This is a genomic window from Ferrovibrio sp., assembly GCF_002796975.1.
Lineage (GTDB): Bacteria > Pseudomonadota > Alphaproteobacteria > Ferrovibrionales > Ferrovibrionaceae > Ferrovibrio.
In genome coordinates, this window is the sequence record NZ_PEKV01000015.1 from 121919 (window position 1) to 146840 (window position 24922).

The window sequence follows — 24922 nt, forward strand, 5'->3', positions numbered from 1 at the left end:
TACCCGATCCCTATGACATTCGATGTCAGCGATATTCGATGTCAGCGTGTCGCAGCCGACCGCCCGAGGGCGGCAAACAGGTTCAGCAGCATCTGCTTGCGATCAAGATTGACCGATTCCCCGCGGTCGAGCAAGCGACCGAACTGTTCCCAGTCCTCGGCCCAGCGGGCCGGCGCCTGCCATTGCGACAGGCGCTGGGCCAGCGCGGTTTCGCCCGGGAAGATTTCGGCCCAGCCGGCCCCGCCGATTCGACCCGCGGCGGCAGCCCGCACCAGACGGGCGAGCCACCAGCGGAACAGTTCGGTCATCAGCTGGAAACCGGCACCGCTGCGGTCGCGCGCCAGCACATCACCGAACGCATGCAGCTTGATCATGTCGGGCTTGGGCAGCTGGCTCACCATATCAAGCAGGCCATGCAGCAGTTTCAGCCCGCCCTGCGAGGCCAGCACGACGGCCCGGCCGGGCGAACCCTCCGCCAGCACGGTGAGACCGCGCCGCTCGGCCGTATCCAGATCGGGCAGCAAGCGGTCGAGCGTAGGCTGCATCGCGGCATCATCCAGCGGCTTCAGCGCCAGCCTGCGGCAGCGCGAGCGGATGGTCGGCAGCAGGCTGCCCGGCGCATGGCTGATCAACAGCAGCACGGCATTGGCCGGCGGCTCTTCCAGGATCTTCAGCAGCGCATTGGCGGCATTCACGTTCATATCGTCGGCCGCATCGACGATGCAGACGCGATAGCCGCCTTCGGCCGCAGTCTTGCCGAAGCGGTCGATCACCGCGCGCACATCCTGCACCACGATATCGCCGCGGAAGCGATCAGCCTTGTCGTCCCAGCTGCGCTCGACCGCGATCAGGTCGGCATGACCGGCATTGGCAACGCGGGCGAAGACCGGGTCTTCCTCTGACACATCCAGCGACTTGGGCAACACCGGCGCGTCACCGAACAGGCTGGGCCCTTCATCGGCAGCAGAGGCCGGGCCATGTTTGAGCAAGAAACGCGCGAAACGAAACGCCAGGGTAGATTTACCGACGCCGCGCGGGCCGGTGATCATCCAGGCATGCGGCAGCCGGCCCGAGGCCCAGGCCTCCAGCAACGCCTGCTCTGCCGCCTCGTGCCCGAACAGCGCAGCATTATGCCGCGGCGCCCAGGTGGCAGCCTCCTGCGGATCGAATTCGCTCATGCCGGCAGATTAAAGCGCGTCGCCACGGCCTGCCAGAGCGCGGCAGCAACCTGATCGGGATTCCCATCGGCATCGATCAATCGGCAGCGTTCCGGCTCGCGCCTGGCGATCTCGTGGAAGGCCGCCCTCAGGCTTTCATGGAAGGCCAGCCCCATCCGCTCGTAGCGGTCTTCTATCTGCCCTGGGGCCTGGCCGGTGCCGGTCATGCGGGCTTTGGCGCGGGCTAGACCGGTTTCCACCGGCAGGTCGAGCACCAGGGTCAGGTCAGGCGCGAAATCGCCCAGCACCAGCTTATGCAGTGCTGCTACCGCCTCGCGACCGACCGAACCGGCATAGCCCTGATACGCCATCGTGGAATCGGCAAAGCGATCCGAGATCACCCAGATGCCGCGCGCCAATGCCGGTTTGACGGTTTTCTCGACATGGGCGCGACGGGCGGCGTAATGCAGCAGGGTTTCGGTCATCGCATCCCAGCGACCGAGATCGCCAGTGACCAGCAATGTGCGGATGTCTTCGGCACCCGGCGTACCGCCCGGTTCGCGGGTCTGCACAACTTCGATGCCCCGCGCAGACAAGGCCGCAGCAAGCCGTTTTACCTGTGTGGATTTGCCGGCGCCCTCGCCGCCTTCCAACGTGATGAAATGACCGCGCCCCAATCGACCATCCTGGGCGGTCACTACTTCTTCGCGCCCCAGAGCAGATAGCTGATCGCCGCGCTGATACGCCCGGTAAAACCAAGCTGCTGCACATCGGCCCCGGCCAGCAACGGCACTTCGCTTACGACAGTGTCACGGTTCATCACCGTCAGCTTGGCAACCGGCGTGCCCTTGGCGATCGGCGCCGGGATCGGATTGTCGTAAGAGACTGTAACCTTGAAGTTGCCCCGTGACTGGCGCGGCAAGGTCATTGCCAGGTTGCGGTCGATCACCAGCGGCACGCGCGCCATGTTACCAAGCCAGACATCGGCCTCGTCCACCACCGCACGGGCACTGAACAGCTTGTAGTTCTCGAACTGGCTGAAGCCGAGTTCAATCAGGCGTTCGGCTTCGCGCGAACGCTCGTTCATGCTCTTCAGGCCGTTGAAGACCAGGATCAGGCGGCGGTCGCCGCGCTTGACCGACGCCGTCAGGCCGTAGCCCGCAGCTTCGGTATGGCCGGTCTTCAGGCCATCGGCGCCGATATCCTTGTAGAGCAATGGATTGCGGTTGCCCTGGGTAATCGGCTTCTTGGTCACCTGATCGACGCCGTAGGTGAATTCCTTCTCCGAATAGAAATGATAGTGCTGCGGGAAACGCGAGATGAGCAGTTTGGCAAGCGACGCAAGGTCGCGGGCCGTCATCAGATGCTGCGGATCCGGCCAGCCCGAGGCATTGCGGAAGGTGCTGTTCGTCAGGCCGAGCTGCCTTGCCCGCTCGGTCATCATCTCGGCGAAGCGCTCCTCGGTGCCTGCGATACCTTCGGCCAGAACGATGCATGCATCGTTGCCCGACTGGACGATTACGCCACGCAGCAGATCCTCCACCTTAACGCGACCGCCCAGCGGTACGAACATCTTCGAACCTTGAATCCGCCAGGCTTTCTCGCTGACCGGCAGCATATCGTCCAGACGCAGCTTGCCAGCCTCGATCTGCTCGTAGACCATGTAGGCGGTCATCAGCTTGGACATCGACGACGGCGGCATCAGTTCGTCGGCATTCTTCTCGAAAATCACCGTGCCGGTGTCGTAGTCCATCAGGATCATCTGACGGGCCTGTGTCTCGACCTGACCGAGCTGAGCTACTGCCGGCCGCGCAACCGCAACGGCGATCAGGGCCGCGATGGCGGCAACGGCATACTTACTCCACAACGATACGCGCATTGGTCTGTCCGTTATTGATCGCTTGCTGCAACACCTGATCCGCCTGCGTCACCTGATTGAAGGGGCCGAGGCGGACGCGGAAGAATTCCTGCCGGTTGACGAAGGTCGAACTGACATTGGACGGGCCAAGCAGCGACATCTGGGCAGCCAGCTTATGCGCGTTCTCATGCAGAGTGAATGCGCCGACCTGAACATAAATCTGGCCGCCACGTGCCGGGCCGACTTGCGGCGTCTGATGGCTCAGCTCCGCTTTGGTAATCAGTTCACCTGGCGCACCGGTCGGCTGCGGGCTCTGGGCATTCTGTGCTGCGAGCACTTCCATAGCCGAGGGCTGGGACGGCGCCGGCCGAACGACATCGCCGCTGCGACCGCGCACACCCGGAGGCGGTGGCAGCGCTTCTGCCGACACCCCACCGCGCGGTGCTGCTGACGGGCGCTCGTCGACGCCGGATCGCATCGCCATCTGCGTGCCCGTATCGCCGGCAAGGGGCGCAGGACCGATATACTGCACGCGAACTTTGGCCGTACCCTGGCGCTCATAACCGACCAACTGTGCGCTGCGGCGCGACAGGTCGATCACGCGGCCATTCGCATATGGCCCACGATCGTTGACGCGCACCACGATGGTCCGACCGTTTTCAAGGTTGGTGACGCGAACCAGCGACGGCATCGGCAATGTCGGATGCGCCGCCGTCACCTCATTCATGTCGAAGATTTCGCCGTTGGCGGTGGCCTTTCCGTGGAACTGCTCGCCATACCACGAGCCGATGCCGGTCTCGTCGTAGTTCGGGTCTTCCTTCGGGTAATACCAGACGCCGTTGATCTGGTACGGATTGCCGACCTTGTAGATGCCGCCCTTGGCGATGGCCTGCTGGCTCGGCGGCTCACCGCTGCGGACCACGGATTTGGCGGAATAGTTCAGCAGGGTAGCTTCGGCGCAGGCCGACAGGCCCAGCAAGATCACCACAGAGGCCAGGACACGGGGCTGCCATGTGGCTCGGGAGTCCCCCCGACCCCCCCGGTTTGAGCAAGGGATGGCGTGCCGACGACGATTCATGGCCTAGATGTTGAGTATTTTACCCGTCACCCAGCCGATCGGCAAGCAGGCTGACCGTTAAAGCGTAGTGATGGGCGCAGTTGTAGCGGAGGATCGAGCGATAATTCCCATAAACCAGGAAGGTGGGTCCGCCCGCCCCATCGGGCTGCACCAGGGCGCCGCTCTGCTGTGCCTTCGGCAATTCGCCGCCATCAGCACGGCGCACACCGAGCTTGCTCCATTCCTCCAAATTCAGATCACGGGTCATCTGGTCGATCGCCCGGCACCCTGAGCGGCCTTCCCGCGGATAGTTGCCCAGCGATTTCTGCAGGTCGGCCGAAATCCGTACCTCGCGGCCCCAGGTCTGCGAGGTATTCCAGCCATGCTTGGCGAGATAATTGGCGATCGAGGCAAAGACATCGCCGGTATTGCCCCAGATGTCGCGTTTGCCGTCGCCATCGAAATCCTCGGCATATGCCAGATAGCTGCTCGGCATAAACTGCGGCTGGCCCATCGCGCCGGCCCACGACCCCTTCATGGTCGGGAAATCGATATAGCCGCGATCCAGCATGGTGAGTGCGGAGAACAGTTCGTTACGGAAATAGCTGGACCGGCGGCGATCAAAGGCCAGTGTGGCGAGTGAATGTATCAGCGGCACATCCGCCTTCACTGCGCCGTAGCGGGTTTCAATACCCCAGATCGCCAGCACGAAACGCGGCTGTACGCCGTAGCGCTGCGACACCTGGCGCAGCAGGACCTGATGATCGTCGCGCAGCTTCTGGCCGCGCTGCACGTTCGCCGAAGTAATGACGCGATCGCGATAGGTGGCAAAGCTGAGTTTGAACTCGGCCTGGTTCCGGTCGCGCTCAATGATGCGCATGACCGGCTCGACACCGGCCAGCGCTGTGCCCACGACATCCTGCTTGATGCCCTTCTGGAGTGCTTCGCTGCGCACCTCGGCGAGGAAGGCGTCGAATTCAGCGCGGTTGAACGGCGCTACCGCCTCACTGGCAGGCGCTCCCGGCGTAGCGGTCGGCGCAACAGGTGCTGCAGCCGGCGTGGAGGCCGCGGCCGGCGCCACCGCCGGAGCAGTCGGCGTCGCGGCAGCGGCCGAGGGTGCCGCGCCTTCGCGGGGCTGGCCGGATGGACGCCAGCCGCATGCCACGACCAGGCCGAAACCAAGCAGGACAACCGCCAGCCGCAAGCTTCGCATCCTCAACCTCCGAATCCACAATTCATACCAAATCCATCAATGTGTTAGCTCAAAGTGCGCGGATTCGCCAAGCACCCGCTGTGATATCTCACGGCTTTGTTTCGGCCGTCCTGCGCGCCGGGAGCAGATCGGACGTCCAACCCTGGATCCGATACCAAAGCAGTCCGAGCACTTCTTTAGCGACGAAATTGAACCCGGAGAGCCGCCGCAAAGGCGAAAACTCGAATTCCTGCGGTTTGCCAGTCAGGAAATCGACCGGATAGGGGATAACCTGCCATCCCACCGCATGGAAGGTGTTGACGGCTCGGGGCAAATGCCGAGCGGAGGTTACCAGAATCCAGGTCTCGTCCGGCTTTGGCTGGATCAAGGCATGGGACAGGCGGGCATTCTCAGCCGTGTTGCGGGAAGCCCGTTCATAGGTCACCCGGTCCGGGTCAAGACCAAGCTTGGCAAATACGGCGGCCGCAACGTCAGCCTCACTCACCGCCCGATCCCCGCGCAGCACTGCCGCCCCCCCGGTGAAGACCAGCCTGGCTTCGGGATATTGCCGCGCCAGTGCGACAAAACCGATCAGCCGGTCAGCATTGCTGTTCAACTCCGGCCAGCCGCGCGCCGCCATCACCCCCGGTTCCTCGGCGCCGCCCAGCACGATCACCCCGTCGATCTTCGCAGGCAGTTCGGGAACGGGGAAATATTCTTCCAGGGGGCGCAGCAGCCAGTCGTGCAGTGGCAGAACGCCGATCACCCCGACCAGCAGCAGCATGGTCGTGCCCAGCATGATTCCGAGCCGCCGCGTCGCACGCCACCACGACAACGGCAATGCGAGCAGCAGCAAAGCAAAAATCAGGCTGCCAAGACTGGAGAAAATGGCAACAAATGGGCCGGGCATGCTGGGAGCCACTTTCAGAACAATGCGATTCTGACGAACCGGAGGTGTCACTTTGCGGGGGCTGGTGCTAAATATCAATCAACCGCAGTTCACCCTGCAGACTCAAGGTTATGACTGCCCTCACCCCACTTTCGCTGCCATCTGCTTCCCTCACCGCCAACCTTGCCGCGCTGATCGCCGCCAAGCCGCTCGGGCCTGAGGATTATCGGGCTGCTGCACTCTTCACGCTGGATGCGCTGGCCAATGCCCTGGCCGGCCGCAGAACGGCTGCCGGCGCCATCCTGCTCGACTGGGCCGATGCCGAACCATTGACCACCGGCCGAGAGGCCATGCTGCTCGGTGGCCTGACACATATCCTGGAAGTGGATGATCTGCATCGCGCCTCGGTAGTGCACCCCGGCTGTGTGGTGGTCCCGGCGGCCTACGTGCTGGCGCGACGGCGCAACCTGCGTGGCCATGCCTTCCTGGCTGCCGTGCTGCGCGGCTTCGAGGCCTGTTGCCGTGTCGGCATGGCGGTGGGCCCCGCGCACTACCGCATCTGGCATAACACAGCGACCTGCGGTCCCTTCGGTTCTGCTTACGCCGCCGGCGACATTCTCGGCCTCGATCACACAGCGATGACGCATGCACTGGGCAATGCCGGCACGCAGTCTTCGGGCTTGTGGCAGTTCCTGGAAACCGGCGCGATGAGCAAGCATCTGCATGCCGGACGCGCGGCCGAAGCCGGCCTGCTCGCGGCCGATCTCGCCGCGCGCGGCTTCTCGGGTCCGCCGCAGATCCTCGAAGGCGAGAAAGGCTTCTTCAAGGCGACCTGCGCCGATCCTAATCCCGAGCGCCTGTTGGCCGATCCCGATTCACCCTGGCAATTGCGCCTGACGTCGATCAAGCCATGGCCGAGTTGCCGCCACACGCACCCCACCATCGATGCCGGCCTTTCGCTCAGTTCAAAGATCGGCAACCGGAAAATCGAGCGGATCAAGGTCGGCACCTATCAGGCCGCTCTCGATGTCTGTGACCGCGTGGCGCCGCGCAGCGAATACGAAGCGAAATTCTCGCTGCAACATACTGCGGCGGCAGCGCTGACAGATGGCCGCATTGATTTCGCCAGCTTCGATGTCGCGGCACGCGAGCGTCTCGCCGCAACCGCGGCCCGCGTGGAAATCGCCGCCATCGCGCCCTATGTTCAGCGCTATCCGGTGGCCTGGGGTGCCGAGGTTGCCGTCTATCTCGACGATGGATCGGAATTGAGCGCCAGCCGCGAGCATGCATACGGCGATCCCGAAAATCCACTGGATGAAAGCGCCATGCGCGCCAAGGCTGCCATGCTGCTGGAATATGGCGGCGTAGCAGCGCCGGCGAAATTCATCGACGCCATGCTCGCGCTGGCGGAGGACGCCANNGCCAACAAAGCCTGCTTCAACCAGAAGGAAGCCGAGGCCGAAGCCGAAGTCCGCACCGGAATCCAGTTGCGCGAAATCCTGCGTCGCTGCGCGCAGATCGATCCGAACGGGCAAGCCTACCTGAATGACTGGTACGCTTTCGACCAGGAAAACGGCGATCGGATTCGTAACGCTGTCGATCTGCGCCGCGCGGCATTGTCGCGGATATTTCCGAACCGCGCACAGGCCCAGCAATGGGAAACCGATTCTGCGGTCGCAACGATGAAGCCGTTACAGACCAACGAGGCAGTCTGCAAGAGTACCTACGACATCGTCGAGCGGCTCAAGAAAGACAAGTGGAAAGGCTTCAAGTATTATGCGCGGTTACAAGAGCAGATTTTGATTTACGAACTGCCGCTTTGCAAAAAGTGATCGGCCGGCCGGCGTGGGCGTCCGATTCTGTCTTTCCCGGGACGCCACGTAACGTCTAGTATCGTCAATCCCGAGCGTCGACAGGGCGACCGGAAGACTGCGTCATCGGTTCCACAGAAATGGATTGTGCCACCCATATCCTGAGGTGATCGCCATGCTGCGTCGTTCCGTGTTGCTTGTCGGATTGTTCGGTATTGCGATTTCACTGGCGCCGGAACGGTTGCTGGCCGCCTGCCTCGGGGCAGTGGCGCAACGCGACCGCATCGGCTCTGCCCGATTGATGCCGGCGAACTTCCAGTCCACTGCGGTACCTGCCAACGCGGTGCGGGTCACTTTCGTCGGCCATGCCACATTCCTGATCGAAACGCCGCAGGGCGTTACCGCTGCCACGGACTACAACGACTATATCCGGCCGGCCGTACGCCCCGATATCGTGACGATGAATTACGCGCATACCACGCACTACACCGACAGTCCCGAACCTGGCATCCGCCATGTGCTGCGCGGCTGGTCGTACCAGGACAAGCCGGCACGCCATAACGTGCAGTTCAAGGACATGCGCGTACGCAATGTGCCGACCAATATCCGCAGCTACGGCAACGGTACGGAATTCGACGGCAATTCGATCTTCATCTTTGAAGTGGCCGATCTCTGCCTTGCCCACCTCGGCCACCTCCATCACAAGCTGACATCGGGTCATCTGGCCGATATCGGCAGGATCGATGTGCTCTTCGTGCCGGTCGATGGCGGCTTCACCCTCAACATCTTCGACATGCAGGAGGTGATTTCGCAGATCGCCGCCCCACTGGTGGTACCGATGCACTATTTCAGCGAAAGCACCCTGGAGCGATTCCTGGCCCGGCTGCGGGAAAGCCATGAAATCAGGCTGAATGACGGTTCCTCCACACTAATTTCGCGAAATACAATTCCTAAAAAACCATCCGTGCTGGTGCTCCCCGGCCCTCATTAACCCATTGGCGCATATAACCCTCCACTAGTCCTCCAGGACTATGGCGAACCATGCTTACCTGTCGGAGACTGTCTCCCAGACAGGCAGCATCGACCTGCGGATGGATCGTCATGAGTATGTTTCTTCTGGTTCTTGCTTTCTTGCTGATCGGGATTCCCGGTACGACCTTTATTATTCTGCAACTGATTGCCGCGCATCGGCGACAGGCCCTGGCCTATCGCTGGAGTGCGTCGGAAATCCAGCGGCGTGGCGCACGCATTACGGAAATGGAGCGCACCACGGCGACGGACCGAAAGGCCATCGGCGAACTGATGATGAAGATTTCGACGCTGCGAATGACCGTCGATCGACTCGAAAAGCTGATCGAGCAGTCGGGCAAGCCCGCAGCTGCCGCCGCGAAGAAGTAGCTTGCAGCACTTCTGAAGTATTCGAAAAAGAAAGCGAATTTGACGCGAATACTTTCGCGAGCGCCCCTGTCTGCGCGTTTTTCCTGGAGAAGGGTATCTGGGTTCAATAATGAGACCTGAAATACGCCAAACCCGATGGAATATTACTGATCTTCAACAGTCTTACGAACTACACATCCGCCGCTGTCCGTTGCGGCCCATTTTCCCGGTGGATGCGACAGTACAGTGGAGATGACACGAATATGAGTCAGATCACGATCGACCAGCAGTCCCGCCTGCTGGCGCACTTATACTCGGGCACGATCGAATATGGCCGGTGGGCAGATGTGCTCCGTATTCTGACATCGTCTTACGATGCCGTGAATTGCTCGCTCGCGACGATCGATATGCGCACCGGCAAGCCGATTGTGCAGTATACCAGCCAGGCCTTCGAGCAGAGCTGGTACGAGGACTACCACAATCGTTACGCCAAGGTGAGCCCGCTACGACCCATCCTGTTCAAGCGCGAGAATATCGGCCGCGTCATGACGGCCGATCAGGTCATGCCGCCGCATGAATTCGAGAAAACAGAATTCTACTGCGACTTTTTCAAACGCTACGGCATTCGCCATGTGCTGGGCTCGGTATTCAAACTCGAACAGGGCCGCGCCGCATATATCGCCCTGCACCGGTCGCCGCGTACCGCACCGTTCGATCAGGCCGATATCGATTCGCTGCAATCTTTCCTGCCGCATCTGAATCTCGCCTTTCGTATCCGCTCGCACTGCATGGGGCTGAGCCGCTACGAGGAGGTCAGCCAGCAGTATCTCGACTCCAAGGGCAAGGGACTGCTTTGCCTGGATCGCCATGGCCGCGTCGTGTCGATGAACAAGGAAGCCGAACGCATTCTCCGCCTCAATGACGGCCTTGCACTGGTCCAGGATCATCTGCAGGCTGCCGACCTGGGCGACAACCAGCGACTGCACCAGTTGCTGTCGCGCAGCAGTCAGGCCGATATCTCGGTCGGCCCGGATATCGTGGATGCTGCAACCGGAGGGGCGGCCGTCGTGCGCCGGACCGGCAATCAGCCGCCCTACGCATTGTGGATTTTCCCGGTTGTCGGGCGCGGCCTGCATTTCGAGGACAACGAGATCGCGACGGCCGTCGAGATATCGGATCCGCTGCGCAGCGCGGTCCCGACGCCGGAAAACGTGCTGGCCGGCTACAGACTCACCAAGGCGGAAATGCGACTGGCCTCCGCACTTGTCGAAGGCAGTCAGCTCAAGGATATCGCGCTGCGCTTCGATGTCAGCGTCAACACCCTGAAAGTTCAGCGCCGCTCTCTGTATCGCAAGATCGGCGCAACCCGTCATTTCGACCTGATGCGCCTTGCGCGGCGCGAGGTATAAACATCATGCGCCCTGCTCTCGCCGCCCAGCTCATCGAACCGGCGGTGCCATCGAATGACGTCTCCCCGCTCAGCCCGGCGCATCTCGGCCTGGTTCGAGCCACTTTCCAGATTCTCGCTGCCGACCGCGATCGCCTGACCGAGATGTTCTACGCCCGCGCCGTCGCCCTGGATCCGCATATCCAGCGACCGCAGCTGGTCTCGAATATGGTGGCCCAGCGGCTGCAGTTCATGCTCGTCCTCACCGACGTGGTACAGCAGTTGGACGACCTGCCCAGCCTGGCACAAACCGCCGCCACCTTCGCCCGCCGGCATGGCACCTATGGCGCCAGCGACCCTCGCTTCCGCACGGCACGCGCAGCGCTCGCCTGGGCGGTCGACCGTATCCTGGAAACCGAGCGGAACAGCGCCATCCAGCTCGCCTGGAACGCCGCATTCGATCTGGTGGAAGCACTGGTGAGCGGCGGTGTCCCGGCCGAGCGGTAAACTACGCCCGTCCCCTGCCAGACCTCTCGACGCTGCCGGACCGGTGCGCTAAAACCCGCCCGCGGGACAGGTGGCCGAGTGGTTTAAGGCAGCGGTCTTGAAAACCGCCGTACCTTTACGGGTACCGTGAGTTCGAATCTCACCCTGTCCGCCATTCTGCCGAGGATCGACGAAGCAATCCTTACTGCTTGGTTTCCCGTTGCAGGATATCGCGCACCGCTTCCGAAATGCGCAGCCACTCGAGTGCCCCGTCGCGGTCGCCGCCTTCGGCCAGCATGCTGGCCCGGCTTGCCGCAATCCGCAGCGCCCGGCGGCCATGAAACCGGAACAACAGACCTGCCGTTTTGCCGGGTTCCAGTCCTCGGTCGGTACGAAAGTCGTTCATCGCCCTCCTCCGGGCTGGCCATGCCGACCAGGCTGGCTCAAGCCTGCCGGCGCCGAATCACTAGCGAGAACCGCCGCAGGGAACAAGGCCTTATTCATCTGACTTAACCGATTGCCTCAAGCCAGGCAGAGATCTGATCGTCGCTGAAGAGCTCGACCTGTTCCTGCTTCAGTGCATTCGCCTGTGTCGCCTCCATCGAGCGAATGGCGTCCGTGGTCAACCCGACGATGGCGGTGAGCGAAATGGCGGCCAACTGAGTTTCCAACAGCTCGTCAATGTCGGCTGCTTCCAGGAAACCGACCTGCGTCGATGTCAGCCCACCCATCTGCGCGGTGGTGAGGACGCCGAGCTTCGTTGCGTCCAGTCCCTTGAAAGTATCGTCACTCAGCACGCCGATCTGGGTCGCGGTCAGAACCCGCAACTGTGTCGTAGTCAGATCGTTGAGATCATCGCTCCCAAGATTGCTGATCTGCGTCGTGGTCAGGGCCTTAACCTGCGCCGTGGTCAGTGCCTGGGTCTGCGTCTCATCCAGGGCGTTCAGACTTTCGGTCGTCAGCGCTGCGATCTGCGAGCTCTGCATGCCGGAAATGGCAGTGCTGGTCAGCGCTCCGACCTGTTCGGTCGACAGCGAGCCGATCTGCGTTGCGGTCAGCCCCCTTGCCTGCGTCGAACTCAGTGCGGCGAACTGATCTGTCGTCAGCGCATCAAGCTGCGTCGTGGTCAGGGCGCCAAGCTGCTGCGAGGTCAGGCCGCCAATGCGAGTGGCATCCAGTTCCCCCAGATTTGCGCTACTCAGTGCCGCGAACTGCGTACTGCTCAGCGATCCGATCTGAGTCGCCGTCAGTTCGTTCAAATCGCCGGATTCCAGCCCACCGATCTGCGTCGCGGTGAGGCCGCGCAGCTGGATGCCGCTCAGGGCAGCCACCTGATCCGTATCAAGCACCCGGAGGTTTTCGGTGCTCAGAGCCTGCAGCTGGGAAGTCTTCAATCCCTTGATCTGCGTGGTGGTCAGATCCGCCACGTCGTCGGTTGTCAGGGCTGCAATCTGCGTCGCCGTCAGGGCCCCGATCTGCGTACTCAGCAACGCCTGGCTCTGCGTGGCATCCAGCCCATTGACGACGTCGGTGGACAGAGAGGCCACCTGCTGCGTGGTCAGCCCGCCCAGCGCTGTCGTGGTGAGCGCATTGAACTGGGTGTCGGACAGTGCTGCCAGCTGCGTCGCGGTCAGCCCCTTCACCTGCGCCGAGGTGAGAGCGGAGAATACCGTGCTGTCCAGACCGTTAATCTGCGTGCTGGTCAGCCCGCCGATCTGGCTTGCAGCCAGGAGCCCGATGGCTGTCGGGGAGATAGCAGAGAACTGATCGTCGCTGAGCGAACCGACCTGCGTCGAGCTCAGACCCTTGATCTGCGTCGAGGTCAGATTCTCGAACCATGTCGAATCCAGCTGGTCGATCTGCGTCGTGGTCAGGGCTCCGATCTGACTTGAAGTCAGAGCGGCCACTCTGGTTTCGTCGAGGCCTGCCAGACTGTCGTCGCTCAGACCGCCGATCTGCGTCGTCGCCAGGCTGGCGATTTGCGTCGCTGCCAGTTCGTTCAGATCGGTGGCATCCAGGTTGTTCAGCTGCGTCGCAGTCAACGCCTTGATCTGCGCCGTGCTCAAGGCCTGCACCCGGGTCTGATCCAGTTCCGACAGACTGTCGCTGGACAGCGACTTGATCTGCGTCACTGACAGCGCCTTAAGCTGCGTGGTGGTCAGATCGGCAACGTCCGTGGTCTCAAGCCCCGCGATCTGAGTGGTGGTCAGACCCGAGATCTGCGCGGCGGTCAATGCCTGAGTACGAGTAGCATCGAGCCCATTGAGAGCCGTCGTACTCAACGCTGCAATCTGCGTCGAGGCCAAACCGGACAATGTCGTGGTCGTCAATGCGGCAATCAGATCGGTTGCAAGCGAACCGAATTGCGTGGCAGTCAGCCCTTTGATCTGCGCCGCGGTCAGTTCGCCGAAAGCCGTTGTGGTCAATTGGCCAAGTTGTGTCGCCGTCAAAGCCCCGAGCTGCTGCGAAGTCAGACCGCCGATCTGCGTCGAGGTCAGTTCGGCAATAGCATCGTCGCTGAGCGCCTTGATCTGCGTCGTGGTCAAGGCCCCCAGCTGGGCCGTGGTCAGATCGAGCAGGGCTTCAGTGCCAAGCTCATCAATCTGGGTCGTGGTCAGCGCCTTGATCTGTGTGACGCTGAGCGCCTGCACCTGCGTTGTATTGAGCGCAATGAAATCACTGGTTTCCAGAGCACCAATCTGCGAGGTCGTCAGTCCCTTGATCTGGGTGGTGCCCAGTTCACCGATATCCGTTTCTTCCAGCCCGGCAATCTGCGTCGTGGTCAGCCCGCCAATCTGCGCGCTGGTCAGAATCTGCATCTGCGTCGTGTCGAGCTGCGACAGATTATCTGCACTCAATGCCTGAAGCTGCGCGGAGGTCAGCGCCTTGACCTGCGTCGTGGTCAGATCGGCCACGTCGGTCGCCTCCAGCGCCGCAATCTGCGTCGTGGTCAGCGCCGCGATCTGCGTACTGGCAAGTGCTCGTGCCTGCGTCGAATCCAGGGCATTCAGAGCCTCAGTGGTGAGCGCTTTGATCTGCGACACCGTCAGGCCCGCCAATGCTGTGGCAGACAGCCCTCCGACCTGTTCGGACGACAGCGAGGCAATCTGCGTGGCGGTCAACCCCTTGATCTGCGTGGATGTCAATGCCGCAAACACCGCAGTGTCAAGGCCGGTGACCTGAGTCGTGGTCAGACTGCCAAGCTGCGCGGTGGTCAGACTGGCAAGCGCCGTCGTACTCAGTTCGTCGAATTTATCCGCATCGAGCGAAGCGATCTGCGTGGTCGTCAGACCTTTGGCCTGAGTGGATGTGAGGGTTCCGAAGGTCACTTCGTCGATTTCAGCGAGTTGTTCGGTCGTCAACGCGGCGATCTGAGTGGCTGCCAGTGCCTGGAACTGGCTTGTATCCAGATTCGAGAGGCTGGTGGCAGTAAAGGCCTTGATCTGCGTCGTGCTGAAACGGCCGAGCTGAGTGGGCGTCAGTTCGGAAAGGTCGTCATCGGTCAATTCGCTGATCTGTGTCGTGGTCAGCGCCTGCAACTGCGCAGAAGTCAGGGCCTGAGTCTGATCCGTTGTCAGCGCAGAAAGATTCCCACCGCTCAGCGACTTGATCTGGGTGGCAGTCAACCATGTGATCTGCGTCGTACTCAACTCGCCGACATCGGCAAGAGCATCGATCTGCGTTGAGGTCAGACCCGCGATCTGCGACGACGTCAACGCCTGCATCTGCGTTGTGTCGAAATTGTTGATCGCATCGCTGCTCAATGCGCCGAGCTGAGAGCCGCTCAATCCGGAAATGGCCGTGGCGCTGAGCGCCTTGACCTGATCATCGGTCAGAGATGCAATCTGGGTGGTGGTCAGCCCCTTCACCTGGGTCGTAGTCAATGCGCCGAGCAGGGTTCCGAGATCGTCGCTATCGAGTTGCTCGGTGGTCAGGGCGGAAATCTGCGACGAGGCCAGCGCCTGCACCTGCGTGGCGTTCAGTCCGCTCAGCGCCTCGGAGTCGATTGCCCCCACCTGAGTTGATGACAGGCCCTTGATCGCCGTGCTGCTCAGCGCACCGATCTGGTCGCTATCCAGCGCCCCAACCTGGGCCGTGGTCAGACCCTTTACCGCCGTGCTGCCCAGACCGCCGACCGCCGTCGTGGTCAGTTCATTGAGCTGCGCTGTGTCCAGTGCACCGAGTTGCGAAGATGTCAGCCCTGCAGCCTGCGTCGCCGTCAGTTCAGCCAGCGCGGTTGCGCTGAGAGCTTTGAATTGGGTGGTATTCAGGGAGCCAAGTTGAGACGACGAAAGTTCAAGCAGAATCGCAGTCGAGAGTGCGTCGATCTGATCTGTTGTCAGCCCCTTCAGCTGCGACGTGGTCAACGCCTGCGTCTGCGTCGTGTTGAGAGCATTCAGATCGGTCGATTCAAGCGCACCGATCTGGGTGCTGGTCAGCGCCTTTACCTGGGTCGAGGTCAGTTCGGCGATGTCCGTTGTCTCCAGACCCTTGATCTGCGTCGTAGTCAGACCGGCAATCTGCGAAGAGGCCAAGGCCTGGATCTGGGTAGATTCCAGTGCATTCAGCGCGTCGGTACCGATCGCTCCTATCTGCGACGAAGTCAGCCCCTTGATCGCCGTAGTAGTCAAAGCGCCGATCTGGCCGGTATCCAGCGATCCAATCTGCGTCGTGGTCAGGCCCTTAAGCTGTGCGCTGCTCAACCCGCCGATCGCCGTTGTGGTCAGGATATCGAGCTGCTCGGTGCTCAGCGCACCCAGCTGCGACGATGTCAATCCTGCAGCCTGCGTCGCCGTCAGTTCGCCGAGAGCGCCGTCGCTGATGGATTTGAACTGGGTCGTGCTCAATGCGGCAAGCTGAGACGACGAAAGTCCAAGCAGAATGGCAGTATCGAGCTCACTGATCTGGGTTGTGGTCAAACCCTTCAGCTGCGACGTGGTCAACGCCTGTGTCTGCGTCGTGCTAAGAGCATTCAGGTCGGCCGTCTCAAGCGCACCAATCTGTGTACTGCTGAACGCTTTGACCTGTGCCGAGCTAAGCTCGGCAATGTCTGTCACTTCCAGCCCCTCGATCTGAGTCGTCGTCAGAGCCGCAATCTGCTGTGTGGTCAGCGCCTGCGCCTGGGTAGTGTCCAGCGCGTTCAGGTTCGTAGTCGACAACCCCCTGATCTGTGTCGAGGTCAGTGCCTTGACCTGCGTGGAGGTCAGTTCACCGATATCGGTCGTCTCCAGCCCTTCGATCTGCGTCGCGGTCAGGCCAGAGATCTGCGAAGACGCCAGCGCCGCAATCTGGGTGGCATCCAGCGCCTTCAGCGCTTCGGAAGCGATCGCTCCGATCTGCGAGGAGGTAAAGCCCTTGATCGCCGTGCTGCTCAGCGCGGTGATCTGTGTCTCTTCCAACGCCGCAATCTGGGCCGTACTGAGCCCCTTGATCTGGGCCGACGTCAGAGCACCGAAGGTCGTGGTTTCAATTAAATTGAGCTGCGTCGAGGTCAGGCCGCCGATCTGCGCGGATGTCAGACCGACGATCGCATTCGCAGTCAGCTCGCCGAACTGTGTATCGGTGAGCGAACCGATCTGCGTCGATGTCAGGCTCTTCACCTGAGTCGAGGTCAGGTCCGCGATGTCAAGCGAAGCGATCTGCGCCGTGGTCAGCGCCTGGAGTTGCGAGGTTGTCAGAATCTGAACCTGATCCGCGCTCAATGCCTCCAGATCAGCAGTGTCCAGCGCCTTGATCTGCGTTGTCGTCAACGCCTTGATCTGCGTCGTCGTAAGTTCGGCAATATCATCCGCGCCAAGCGCGTCGATCTGCGTGGTGCTGAGTGCGGCGATCTGNNCTCAGAAGACCGGCCTGCGCAGTGGTCAGTGCACCGATTTGGGTGGTGGTGAATCCGCGAACCTGTGTCGCGGATAGAATTCCGAATTCCTCTTCGCCAAGCTGGTTGATCAGGGTGGACGTGAGGCCGGAGATCTGCGCGGAAGTCAGGCCGGCGATGCCCGTGGAACTGATCCCGCCGAACTGTGTTTCCGTCAAGACGCTGATCTGCGTGGAAGTCAGCCCCTTCACCTGAGTGGACGTCAGTTCGGCAAATATCCCTTCATCCAGCCCGTCGAGTTGCGTGGTGGTGAGGCTGGCGATCTGCGATGACGTCAGAGCCTGTCGCGAAGTTGCACTCAGCGCCTCAAAACCTTCCTGGCTGAGGTTCGAAATCTGCGTCGTACTGAGGCGTGCGAGCTGCGTGGCATTCAGTTCGCCAATATTGTCCGCGCCGAGGCTATTGAATTGTGTTGTCGTGAGAACCTGCAACTGCTGCGTGGTCAGCGCCCGCATCTGGTCGGTATTCAGGCTCTTCAGGTTTTCGTCCGTCAGTGCCTGAATCTGCGTTGTGGTCAGCGACTTGATCTGCGTTGTCGTGAAGTTGGCAGCATCCTCGCTCACGAGGGCGTTCAGCTGTGTAGTCGTCAACCCCTGAAGCTGGGATGTGACCAGAACCTGCACCTGGGTCGTCTCCAGGCCCGTCAAACTATCGTCCGCCAACGCCTGAAGCTGCGTCGAGGTCAGTGCCTTGATCTGCGTCGTCGTGAGATTAGCGCTATCCTCACTTACCAGCGCACTCAGCTGCGTTGTTGTCAGTCCCTGAATCTGGGACGAGACCAGAGCCTGTATCTGGGTCGTATCCAGCTCGTTCAGCGCATCTGTGGTCAAAGCCCGCAACTGCGTGGAGGACAAGCCCTTCAACTGCGTTGTGGTCAGATCGGCCGCATCCGTCCCCGCAAAGGCCGCAATCTGTGTGGTGGTCAGCCCCTTCAGCTGCGCAACGCTCAAGGCCTGAACCTGAGTTGCATCAAGCGCATTCAGCGCATCGGTAGCCAGCGCGGAAATTTGCGAAGATGAGAGCGCTGCCAGGGCTGTGCTGGTGAGCGCAGCAACCTGATCCGAATCCAGAGACGCGATCTGGGCCGTCGTCAGGGCTTTGGCCTGCGTCGCGGTCAGGACTTCGATCTCGGTCGCATCCAGAGAGTCAAGCAATGTAGTCGCGAGCGCCGCAATCTGTGTCGAGGTCAGGCTCTGCAGCCGCGTAATCGTCAGATCGACAAGCGCAGCAGTATCGATTGCAGCCAGTTGGGTCGCCGACAGAGCGGCAAATTGCGTCGAGCTCAGTTCGTTGACATCACTCTCACTCAGCTCTGCGACCTGCGCCGTGGTCAGGGCGGCGATCTGCGTGGTTGCCAGAGCCTGGAACTGCGTCTCGTCGAGCTGGGACAGATTCTCACCCGTCAGCGCCTTGATCTGCGTGGTAGAGAACGCCCTGATCTGTGTCGTGGTCAGATTCTCTACGTCGGCGGCCTCCAGCGAGGCAATCTGCGTGGTGGTCAGACCTCCAATCTGCGTTGCCGTCAGGGCCTTGATCTGGGTTTCATCCAGAGCATTCAGGGCGGTCGTGCCCAGAGCCCCTATCTGCGTCGACGTCAGTGCCACCAGAGCAGAACTGCTCAGGGCCTCAACCTGATCTGCATTCAGCGTCGCGATCTGCGTTGTCGTCAGCCCCTTGACCTGGCTGGAGGTGAGATTGCCGACTACGCCAGCATCCAGATTCTCGATCTGATCTGCACTCAGAACGTTGATCTGGGCCGACGTGAGATTCAGAATCTGGGTATCAGACAGCGGGCTGCTGATTGCCTTGATCTGCGTCGTACTCAGGCCGGCGAACTGCGTTGCTGTCAATATCTCGATCTGATCGAACCCCGCAATCTGCGTGGTGGTGAGATCGCCAATCTGACCAGACGAGAATGCCCCGATCTGTGTCTCATCCAACGCGTTCAGATCGTCGGTAGACAGCACGCGCAATTGAGCTGAACTCAAGGCGGACAGCTGCGTTGCGGCGAACTCTGAGATATCGGCTTCGACAAGACCGGCAATCTGCGTCGTCGTCAGCCCCTTGATCTGCGTCGACGTAAAGGACTGGAACTGGGTACTGTCCAACTCGCCCAGCGCAATCGTGCCCAGCGCTCCAATCTGGGAAGATGACAGACTGGACAGCGCCGTATTCGTTAAGGTTTTAACCTGATCGCTTGCCAGAGACGCAAGCTGGGTCGTCGTAAACCCCTTGACCTGGGTAGAAGTCAGTTCGCCGAGCGACGTTTCGGTCAGCGCACCGAGCTGCGTTTCGGTCAGCGCACCGAGCTGCACCGAAGTAAGACCGGCAACCTGCGTGGTTGTCAGGTTCTCGATTGCTTCGGTGCTCAGTACCTTGATCTGCGGCGCCGTCAACGCCTTGAACTGCGTCGTCGTCAGATCCGCAATGTCGGTCGTATCAAGTGCGCCGATCTGTGTCGTGGTCAGGTTGGCGATCTGAGTCGCTGTCAGCGCCTGGCTCTGCGTGGTGGAGAGCGTCTTTAGATTTGTTTCGTTCAGGGCCCGCAACTGGACAGCGCTCAAAGCGGTGAGCGCGGTCGTCGTCAGTGCCTCGACATTCGTTGTGTCGAGTGAACCGATCTGCGTGACCGTCAGCCCGAGAACCTGGGTTCCGGTCAGACCGCTCACAGCTGTCGTGCCAAGAGACTGCAACTGCGCTGTAGTCAACGCGCCAATCTGAGCGGCCGTCAGCAGCCCGAACTGGGTTCGGGTCAATTCATTGAGATCGGAAGACCCCAGCCCCTGGATCTGTGTCGTTGTCAGGGCGCGAAGCTGAGTGGCCGTCAGGGCCTGCGCCTGCGTCTCGTCCAGAGAATTCAGATTGGTCGTGCTGAGGCCGACGATTTGAGTCGCAGCCAGGCCGCCCAGCACCGAGTTACTGAAAGCCTCGACCTGCGTCTCGTTGAACGAGCCGATCTGAGAGGCAGTCAGTTTCTTGATCTGAGTCGTGGTCAGAACACTGAGGACGGCCGGATCAAGCAGCGGCATCTGGCTGGTTGTCAGCGCCGCAACCTGCGTCGAGACGAAGCTCTTGAAATGCGTCGAGGTCAGATCCTGCAGGGTTGCAGTGCTCAGCAGCCGGAACTGGCCTGTACCGATCTGAGCAAGCTGCGCCGCGCTGAACTCGTCGAATTCAGCAACCGTCAATGCACCGACCTGAGTGGTATTCAGGCTGCGTATCTGCGTGCCGCTGAAAGCCCGCATTTGCGTGCTGTCGAACGCCAGCATCTTGGTTGACAGCGCCTGAATCTGCACAGAGCTGAACACGGCAAGCTGGGCCGCATTAAAGACCATCTGATCTTCGGAGAAATAGCTGATCTGGGTCGTCGCGAGCTGACTGATCTGCGACGAGGTCAACGCCTGAATCTGAGTCGCTTCAAGCTGCTGAATCTCACTGGACGTCAACGCCCTGAGTTCAGTTGTCTTCAGCGCCTTAATGGCGGCTGCAGTCAGAGTTGTTACATCCATGTCAACTCTCCGTGTCCGAACCGCTTCTCGGCTCGTGACTTGTTAACTTAACTCGCGCGCTTCTTGCCCATATAGGCCTGTTCTGTGGCCTTGATCGCTTTCGCCGTCCACAAACGCCGATCCTCTGGAACCGGGCGGAATTTGTGACGGGTGGCAATTTTCGCCTGATAGAAGCCGTTGAAATCGTCCTTCGCCAGCATCTCCTGCGCTTCGTGATTCTCTTCGCAGGACAGTTCGTGATAAAGGTCCAGATTGGCGAGATCGGGCACCGGAATCGCCCCCTTCTCGAAATCCTGCCACATCTGTCGATAGATACCCTCAAGCGACCGCACCAGGCCGTTCATATCGAACAGCACGCTGCTGTCGCGGATCCGCGCCAGCTTCTCGCGGCAGCGCTTGAGCGCCGCGCGATCCTTGCCGAGCGCGATAACCTTGTCGACATAGTCTTCCGGCGACTCGCAAACCATTTCCGGCATACCCACCGCCCGCACCAGGCTGGCGCAGACGCGGGACGCGAAACCGCGACCGGAGAAGGTCATCACCGGGACGCCCATCCAGAGGGCGTCTGACGCCGTTGTATGGGCGCCGTACGGGAACGTGTCGAGGAACAGGTCAGCCAGCGGGTAGCGTGCCAGATGCTTCGGGTTGGGCTGCTTGGCAGCGAAAATGATGCGGTCGGGCGAGATGCCGCTTGCGGTGGCGGCGGCCTTCAGCGTTTCATGCACCACTTCGGACGAACCGAGCAGCCACAGCACGCTGTCGGGAACGTTGGCGAGGATGCGCATCCAGCGATCGAAGGTGAGCTTGCGCAGCTTATGCCCGCCATTGAAGCAGCAGAACACCACCGCATCTTCCGGTAAGCCGACATCCTTGCGGCTGGGTCGGTCAGCAGCAATCACGCGCTTGCGATCTGTGGGCTGGTAGCACGGCAGGCGCGCCACCTTTTCCGTATAGTACAGCTCATAGTCTTTCGGGATGATCCATTCATCCGCGATGATATACTGGTGATACGGGCTCGCCATGCTGCCCGGATAGCCGAGCCAGTTCACGATCACCGGCGCGGGACGGTACGACAGCACCTTGGTACGTGCATCCCGCGTATAACCATTGACGTCGATCAGGATGTCGATGTTGTCGGCGGCAATACGCTCGGCCGCGGCCTGATCGCCGAGATCGTTGATATCGACCCAATGCTCGACAGCCGCATTGATGCGGCGCTTGGTCGGATCGTCGGTCTTGATACCACAATAGTAAGCAAAGACTTCGACCTTGTCGCGATCATGCAACTCGAACAGCTCTGACATCAGGAAGCCGATCGCATGTTCGCGCAGATCCGATGAGAGATAGCCGATACGCAGCCGCTTCGATGGCTTGCGCGCCACCTTCTGCCACAGATACTCACCGTTCGCCGAAGGATCGCCGATGCCGCGATTGTAGGCCCAGGCGCCGCCCAGCTGGAACAGCGGGTCATCCGAATAGGCGCCGGATGAAAGCGGGCTGAAGCCCTTCATCAGGTCCATGCGTGAAACCCCTTCCCAGGGTTCCACCACAGGCCACTTGTTCAGGATCATGCGCTGCGAGAGATAATGCTGCGCGACATCGTTCTGCTTGGAGTCAAGGGTCAACCCCTGCTTCAGCACACCCTCGCATGCGATATGCTGGTGATTGGTTTCCAGCACACGGCCGATCTGTTTGTAGGCGGTCTTTTTATGTTCGATTGCCGGCCCGGTCAGCGTGGCAAGTCGCTGGACGATGATATTCCACTGGCTGACGGCCGCATTGGCGTCGCCCAGGCGTTCCAGAACATTGCCGAGATTGATATAGGCTGGATAGAAATCCGGGCTATTCGCGATGGTCTGCTCATAAACCGTCTTGGCACCGGCGAGATCGCCGCGCGCACTCAGCATGGTGCCAAGATTGAAACCTGCGACATACCGGAACGGATCGTTGGGATTGCACTTATCCCATAGTTTGTAGAGCAGGATCGCCTTGTCGATCTCGCCGGCGGCCTGCAGACGCGAAGCCTGATCGATCAACTCGGTGATGGACACAGGCCGCTCGGCCAGTGCCGCGACCAAACTATCAAAATTCAAACCGCTCATCTTTACCCCATGCAGCTGCCGCTGACGCCAACGGCTTCCCTCTACCAGGAGTAAAGCGGCTACTCCCTTAATAAATCGCTACGCGGGAAGCTGCTCGGGAGGCAGGAACGACAATGTCGGATTCCCGCCTCCCGGATGAGCCTTAGCCGAGGGCTTCAAGCCAGGCTTCGACCTGTTCGGCGCTCAGCACATTGACCTGGGCCTGGGTAAAGGCATTCGCCTGGGTCGAGGTCAGCTCGCTGATATTTGCGGTGCTGAACGACTGGATCGCCGTGGTGGAGATCGCGGCGATCTGCGTCGCAGCGAATTCCGCCACATCGGTCGTGTCGATCGCCCCAATCTGCGTCGAAGTCAGACCAGCAATCTGGCTCGTCGACAACACCCCGACCTGGCTGGCGTCGAGAGCGTTAAAGTTGGTCGTGCTCAGTGCGCCGACCTGCGTCGACAGCAGCTGACCAACCTGCGTCGTGGTCAGACCGGAGATGAAGGTCGAACCCACAGCCCCGATCTGCGTGGTCGTCAGCGCCTTGACCTGCAGAGCCGTGAGACCAGCCGACTGAGTAGTCGTCAGCGCGTCCAGGTTCTCGGTCGCCAGAGCCCTCACCTGCAGTGCCGAGAGAGCACCAACCTGCGACGAGAGTAGTTCGCCGATATCGGTGGTCTCCAGGTCGGAGATCTGGGTCGTCGTCAGACCCGCGATCTGCTGCGTGGTCAGCGCCTGCGTCTGGGTGGTGTCCAGAGCAGCCAGATTGGTGCTGCTGAACTGCTGCAACTGAGCAGTGGTCAGGCCCTTGATCTGGGTCGTGGTCAGTTCCGCGAGATCAGTGGTCTCCAGGGAGGAGATCTGAGTCGTGGTCAGAGCCGCGATCTGCTGCGTGGTCAGCGCCTGCGTCTGGGTTGTATCCAGGCCGTTCAGCGCCGTGGTCGTCAGAGCCTGCAGCTGGGTCGAAGCCAGGGCACCGATCGCCGTGCTGCTCAATGCGCCAGCCTGGGTCTCATCCAGCGACCCTACCTGGGTCGTGGTCAGGCCCTTGGCCTGGGTCGTGGTGAGCCCGCCCAGCACCGTGGTGCTCAGGGCATCGAGCTGCGCGGTACTCAGCGCACCCACCTGAGCGGAGGTCAGACCCGTCAGCTGCGCACCGTCCAGCTCACTCAGCGTCGTGGTGCTGATGGCCTGGATCTGTGTCGTGCTCAGCTGTCCGACCTGCGTCGTGGTCAGGTCACCGATGTCGGTGCTTCCCAGCGCGCCGATCTGCGTCGTCGTCAGACCCTTCAGCTGGTTGGCCGACAGAGCCTGCGACTGCGTCGAGGTCAGGGCATTCAGGTCGGTCGTCTCAAGCTGGCCGATCTGTGTGGTGTTCAGGCCCTTGATCTGCGTCGTGGTCAGATCCGCGATGTCGGTCGTCTCAAGACCTTCGATCTGGGTCTGCGTCAGCGCACCGATCTGGTTCGACGTCAGCGCCTGCGCCTGGGTGGTGTCCAGGGCATTCAGGTTGGTGGTCGACAGCGCCTGCACCTGCGTGGTGTTCAGTGCCTTGACCTGCGTCGAGCTCAGCTCGCCGATGTCGGTGCTTTCCAGCGCACCGATCTGCGTCGTCGTCAGACCAGCGATCTGCGAGGTCGTCAGCGCCTGCGTCTGGGTGGTGTCCAGAGCATTCAGCGCCGTCGTGCTGACCGAGCGGAGCTGCGTCGTGTTCAGACCGCTGATCGCCGTGCTGCTCAGCGCGCCGATCTGCGTCTCATCCAGCGAGTCAACCTGGGTCGTGGTCAGGCCCTTGACCTGGGTCGTGGTGATCGCACCCAGCGCCGTCGTGCTCAGGGCATCGAGCTGCTCGGTGCTCAGCGCACCCAAGACGCTCGAGGTCAGTGCACTCACCTGAGTGGAGTCGAGTTCCGCAAGCGCCGTGGTGCTGATCGACTGCACCTGCGTGGCATTCAGTGCACCCAGCTGCGTGGCGGTCAAATCACCGATGTCGGTGCTTTCCAGCGCGCCGATCTGCGTCGTCGTCAGACCCTTGATCTGGGCCGCCGACAGAACCTGCGACTGCGTCGAGGTCAGGGCATTCAGGTCGGTCGTCTCAAGCTGACCGATCTGCGTGGTGTTCAGGCCCTTGATCTGCGTCGTGGTCAGATCCGCGATGTCGGTCGTCTCAAGACCTTCGATCTGGGTCTGCGTCAGCGCACCGATCTGGTTCGACGTCAGCGCCTGCGCCTGGGTGGTG

16 protein-coding genes and 1 tRNA gene are annotated in these 24922 nt (G+C 61.2%); 6 read left to right on the forward strand and 11 right to left on the reverse strand.

Going from position 1 to position 24922, the window contains the following annotated elements; all coding sequences use genetic code 11:
- Window positions 1-41: 41 nt before the first annotated feature.
- The 6 genes from CTR53_RS17665 to CTR53_RS17690 all read right to left on the reverse strand — a co-directional run bounded on the left by CTR53_RS17665 (window position 42) and on the right by CTR53_RS17690 (window position 6174).
- On the reverse strand, window positions 42-1178 hold the full coding sequence (locus CTR53_RS17665; protein WP_290816534.1) for a DNA polymerase III subunit delta': 1137 nt from the start codon (window positions 1176-1178) through the stop codon (window positions 42-44).
- A complete protein-coding gene (gene tmk, locus CTR53_RS17670; protein WP_290816537.1) occupies window positions 1175-1855 on the reverse strand; it encodes a dTMP kinase in 681 nt (226 codons plus the stop codon). The genes CTR53_RS17665 and tmk overlap by 4 nt, the downstream gene beginning before the upstream one ends.
- Window positions 1855-3036, reverse strand: a complete 1182-nt coding sequence (locus CTR53_RS17675) for a D-alanyl-D-alanine carboxypeptidase family protein (protein ID WP_290816540.1) — start codon at window positions 3034-3036, stop codon at window positions 1855-1857. Before CTR53_RS17675 ends, tmk begins: the two co-directional genes overlap by 1 nt.
- A complete protein-coding gene (locus CTR53_RS17680) occupies window positions 3014-4000 on the reverse strand; it encodes a septal ring lytic transglycosylase RlpA family protein (RefSeq protein ID WP_290816544.1) in 987 nt (328 codons plus the stop codon). The genes CTR53_RS17675 and CTR53_RS17680 overlap by 23 nt, the downstream gene beginning before the upstream one ends.
- Window positions 4001-4112: 112 nt before the next feature.
- The gene (locus CTR53_RS17685; protein WP_290816547.1) at window positions 4113-5285 is read right to left on the reverse strand and encodes a lytic transglycosylase domain-containing protein; all 1173 of its coding nucleotides are present in this window, start codon (window positions 5283-5285) and stop codon (window positions 4113-4115) included.
- 88 nt (window positions 5286-5373) lie between these two features.
- Window positions 5374-6174 (reverse strand): YdcF family protein, encoded by an 801-nt coding sequence (locus CTR53_RS17690; protein ID WP_290816550.1) that lies wholly within the window; start codon window positions 6172-6174, stop codon window positions 5374-5376.
- A gap of 110 nt (window positions 6175-6284) precedes the next feature.
- Between CTR53_RS17690 and CTR53_RS17695 the strand changes: the two genes are divergently transcribed.
- The 6 genes from CTR53_RS17695 to CTR53_RS17720 all read left to right on the forward strand — a co-directional run bounded on the left by CTR53_RS17695 (window position 6285) and on the right by CTR53_RS17720 (window position 11389).
- Complete coding sequence (locus CTR53_RS17695) at window positions 6285-7985, forward strand: MmgE/PrpD family protein (RefSeq protein ID WP_290816552.1); 1701 nt, start codon at window positions 6285-6287, stop codon at window positions 7983-7985.
- A gap of 154 nt (window positions 7986-8139) precedes the next feature.
- The gene (locus tag CTR53_RS17700; RefSeq protein WP_290816556.1) at window positions 8140-8955 is read left to right on the forward strand and encodes an MBL fold metallo-hydrolase; all 816 of its coding nucleotides are present in this window, start codon (window positions 8140-8142) and stop codon (window positions 8953-8955) included.
- Window positions 8956-9065: 110 nt separating this feature from the next.
- Entirely contained in the window at window positions 9066-9362 is a 297-nt protein-coding gene (locus tag CTR53_RS17705; RefSeq protein WP_290816559.1) for a hypothetical protein, read from the forward strand.
- A gap of 242 nt (window positions 9363-9604) precedes the next feature.
- Window positions 9605-10750, forward strand: a complete 1146-nt coding sequence (locus CTR53_RS17710) for a helix-turn-helix transcriptional regulator (RefSeq protein WP_290816566.1) — start codon at window positions 9605-9607, stop codon at window positions 10748-10750.
- Window positions 10751-10755: 5 nt separating this feature from the next.
- Complete coding sequence (locus CTR53_RS17715) at window positions 10756-11235, forward strand: globin domain-containing protein (protein WP_290816569.1); 480 nt, start codon at window positions 10756-10758, stop codon at window positions 11233-11235.
- Between the two features lie 64 nt (window positions 11236-11299).
- A tRNA-Ser gene (locus CTR53_RS17720) sits at window positions 11300-11389 on the forward strand.
- A 27-nt stretch (window positions 11390-11416) separates the two neighbouring features.
- On the opposite strand, the gene CTR53_RS17725 is transcribed toward CTR53_RS17720, so the two are convergent.
- From CTR53_RS17725 to CTR53_RS17745, 5 genes are all read right to left on the reverse strand, one after another.
- Window positions 11417-11620: a hypothetical protein gene (locus CTR53_RS17725; RefSeq protein ID WP_290816572.1), complete on the reverse strand. Its 204-nt coding sequence runs from the start codon at window positions 11618-11620 to the stop codon at window positions 11417-11419.
- Between the two features lie 103 nt (window positions 11621-11723).
- Window positions 11724-17045 (reverse strand): beta strand repeat-containing protein, encoded by a 5322-nt coding sequence (locus CTR53_RS17730; protein ID WP_367158996.1) that lies wholly within the window; start codon window positions 17043-17045, stop codon window positions 11724-11726.
- Window positions 16999-20598: a beta strand repeat-containing protein gene (locus CTR53_RS17735; RefSeq protein WP_367158994.1), complete on the reverse strand. Its 3600-nt coding sequence runs from the start codon at window positions 20596-20598 to the stop codon at window positions 16999-17001. The genes CTR53_RS17730 and CTR53_RS17735 overlap by 47 nt, the downstream gene beginning before the upstream one ends.
- 47 nt (window positions 20599-20645) lie before the next feature.
- Window positions 20646-22700 carry an O-linked N-acetylglucosamine transferase gene (locus CTR53_RS17740; protein ID WP_290816578.1) on the reverse strand — a complete coding sequence of 685 codons (2055 nt, stop codon included), beginning with the start codon at window positions 22698-22700 and terminating at the stop codon, window positions 20646-20648.
- 142 nt (window positions 22701-22842) lie between these two features.
- A partial coding sequence (locus CTR53_RS17745; RefSeq protein ID WP_367158995.1) for a beta strand repeat-containing protein occupies window positions 22843-24922 on the reverse strand: 2080 nt, incomplete at its 5' end.

What these genes read in the sequence shown, in the direction of transcription:
- CTR53_RS17705 (WP_290816559.1), top strand. Translation starts at nt 9,066, where the DNA reads ATGAGTATGTTTCTTCTGGTTCTTGCTTTCTTGCTGATCGGGATTCCC.
- CTR53_RS17715 (WP_290816569.1), top strand. Translation starts at nt 10,756, where the DNA reads ATGCGCCCTGCTCTCGCCGCCCAGCTCATCGAACCGGCGGTGCCATCG.
- CTR53_RS17665 (WP_290816534.1), bottom strand. Translation starts at nt 1,178, where the DNA reads ATGAGCGAATTCGATCCGCAGGAGGCTGCCACCTGGGCGCCGCGGCAT.
- CTR53_RS17685 (WP_290816547.1), bottom strand. Translation starts at nt 5,285, where the DNA reads ATGCGAAGCTTGCGGCTGGCGGTTGTCCTGCTTGGTTTCGGCCTGGTC.
- CTR53_RS17675 (WP_290816540.1), bottom strand. Translation starts at nt 3,036, where the DNA reads ATGCGCGTATCGTTGTGGAGTAAGTATGCCGTTGCCGCCATCGCGGCC.
- CTR53_RS17690 (WP_290816550.1), bottom strand. Translation starts at nt 6,174, where the DNA reads ATGCCCGGCCCATTTGTTGCCATTTTCTCCAGTCTTGGCAGCCTGATT.
- CTR53_RS17710 (WP_290816566.1), top strand. Translation starts at nt 9,605, where the DNA reads ATGAGTCAGATCACGATCGACCAGCAGTCCCGCCTGCTGGCGCACTTA.
- CTR53_RS17740 (WP_290816578.1), bottom strand. Translation starts at nt 22,700, where the DNA reads ATGAGCGGTTTGAATTTTGATAGTTTGGTCGCGGCACTGGCCGAGCGG.
- CTR53_RS17700 (WP_290816556.1), top strand. Translation starts at nt 8,140, where the DNA reads ATGCTGCGTCGTTCCGTGTTGCTTGTCGGATTGTTCGGTATTGCGATT.
- CTR53_RS17725 (WP_290816572.1), bottom strand. Translation starts at nt 11,620, where the DNA reads ATGAACGACTTTCGTACCGACCGAGGACTGGAACCCGGCAAAACGGCA.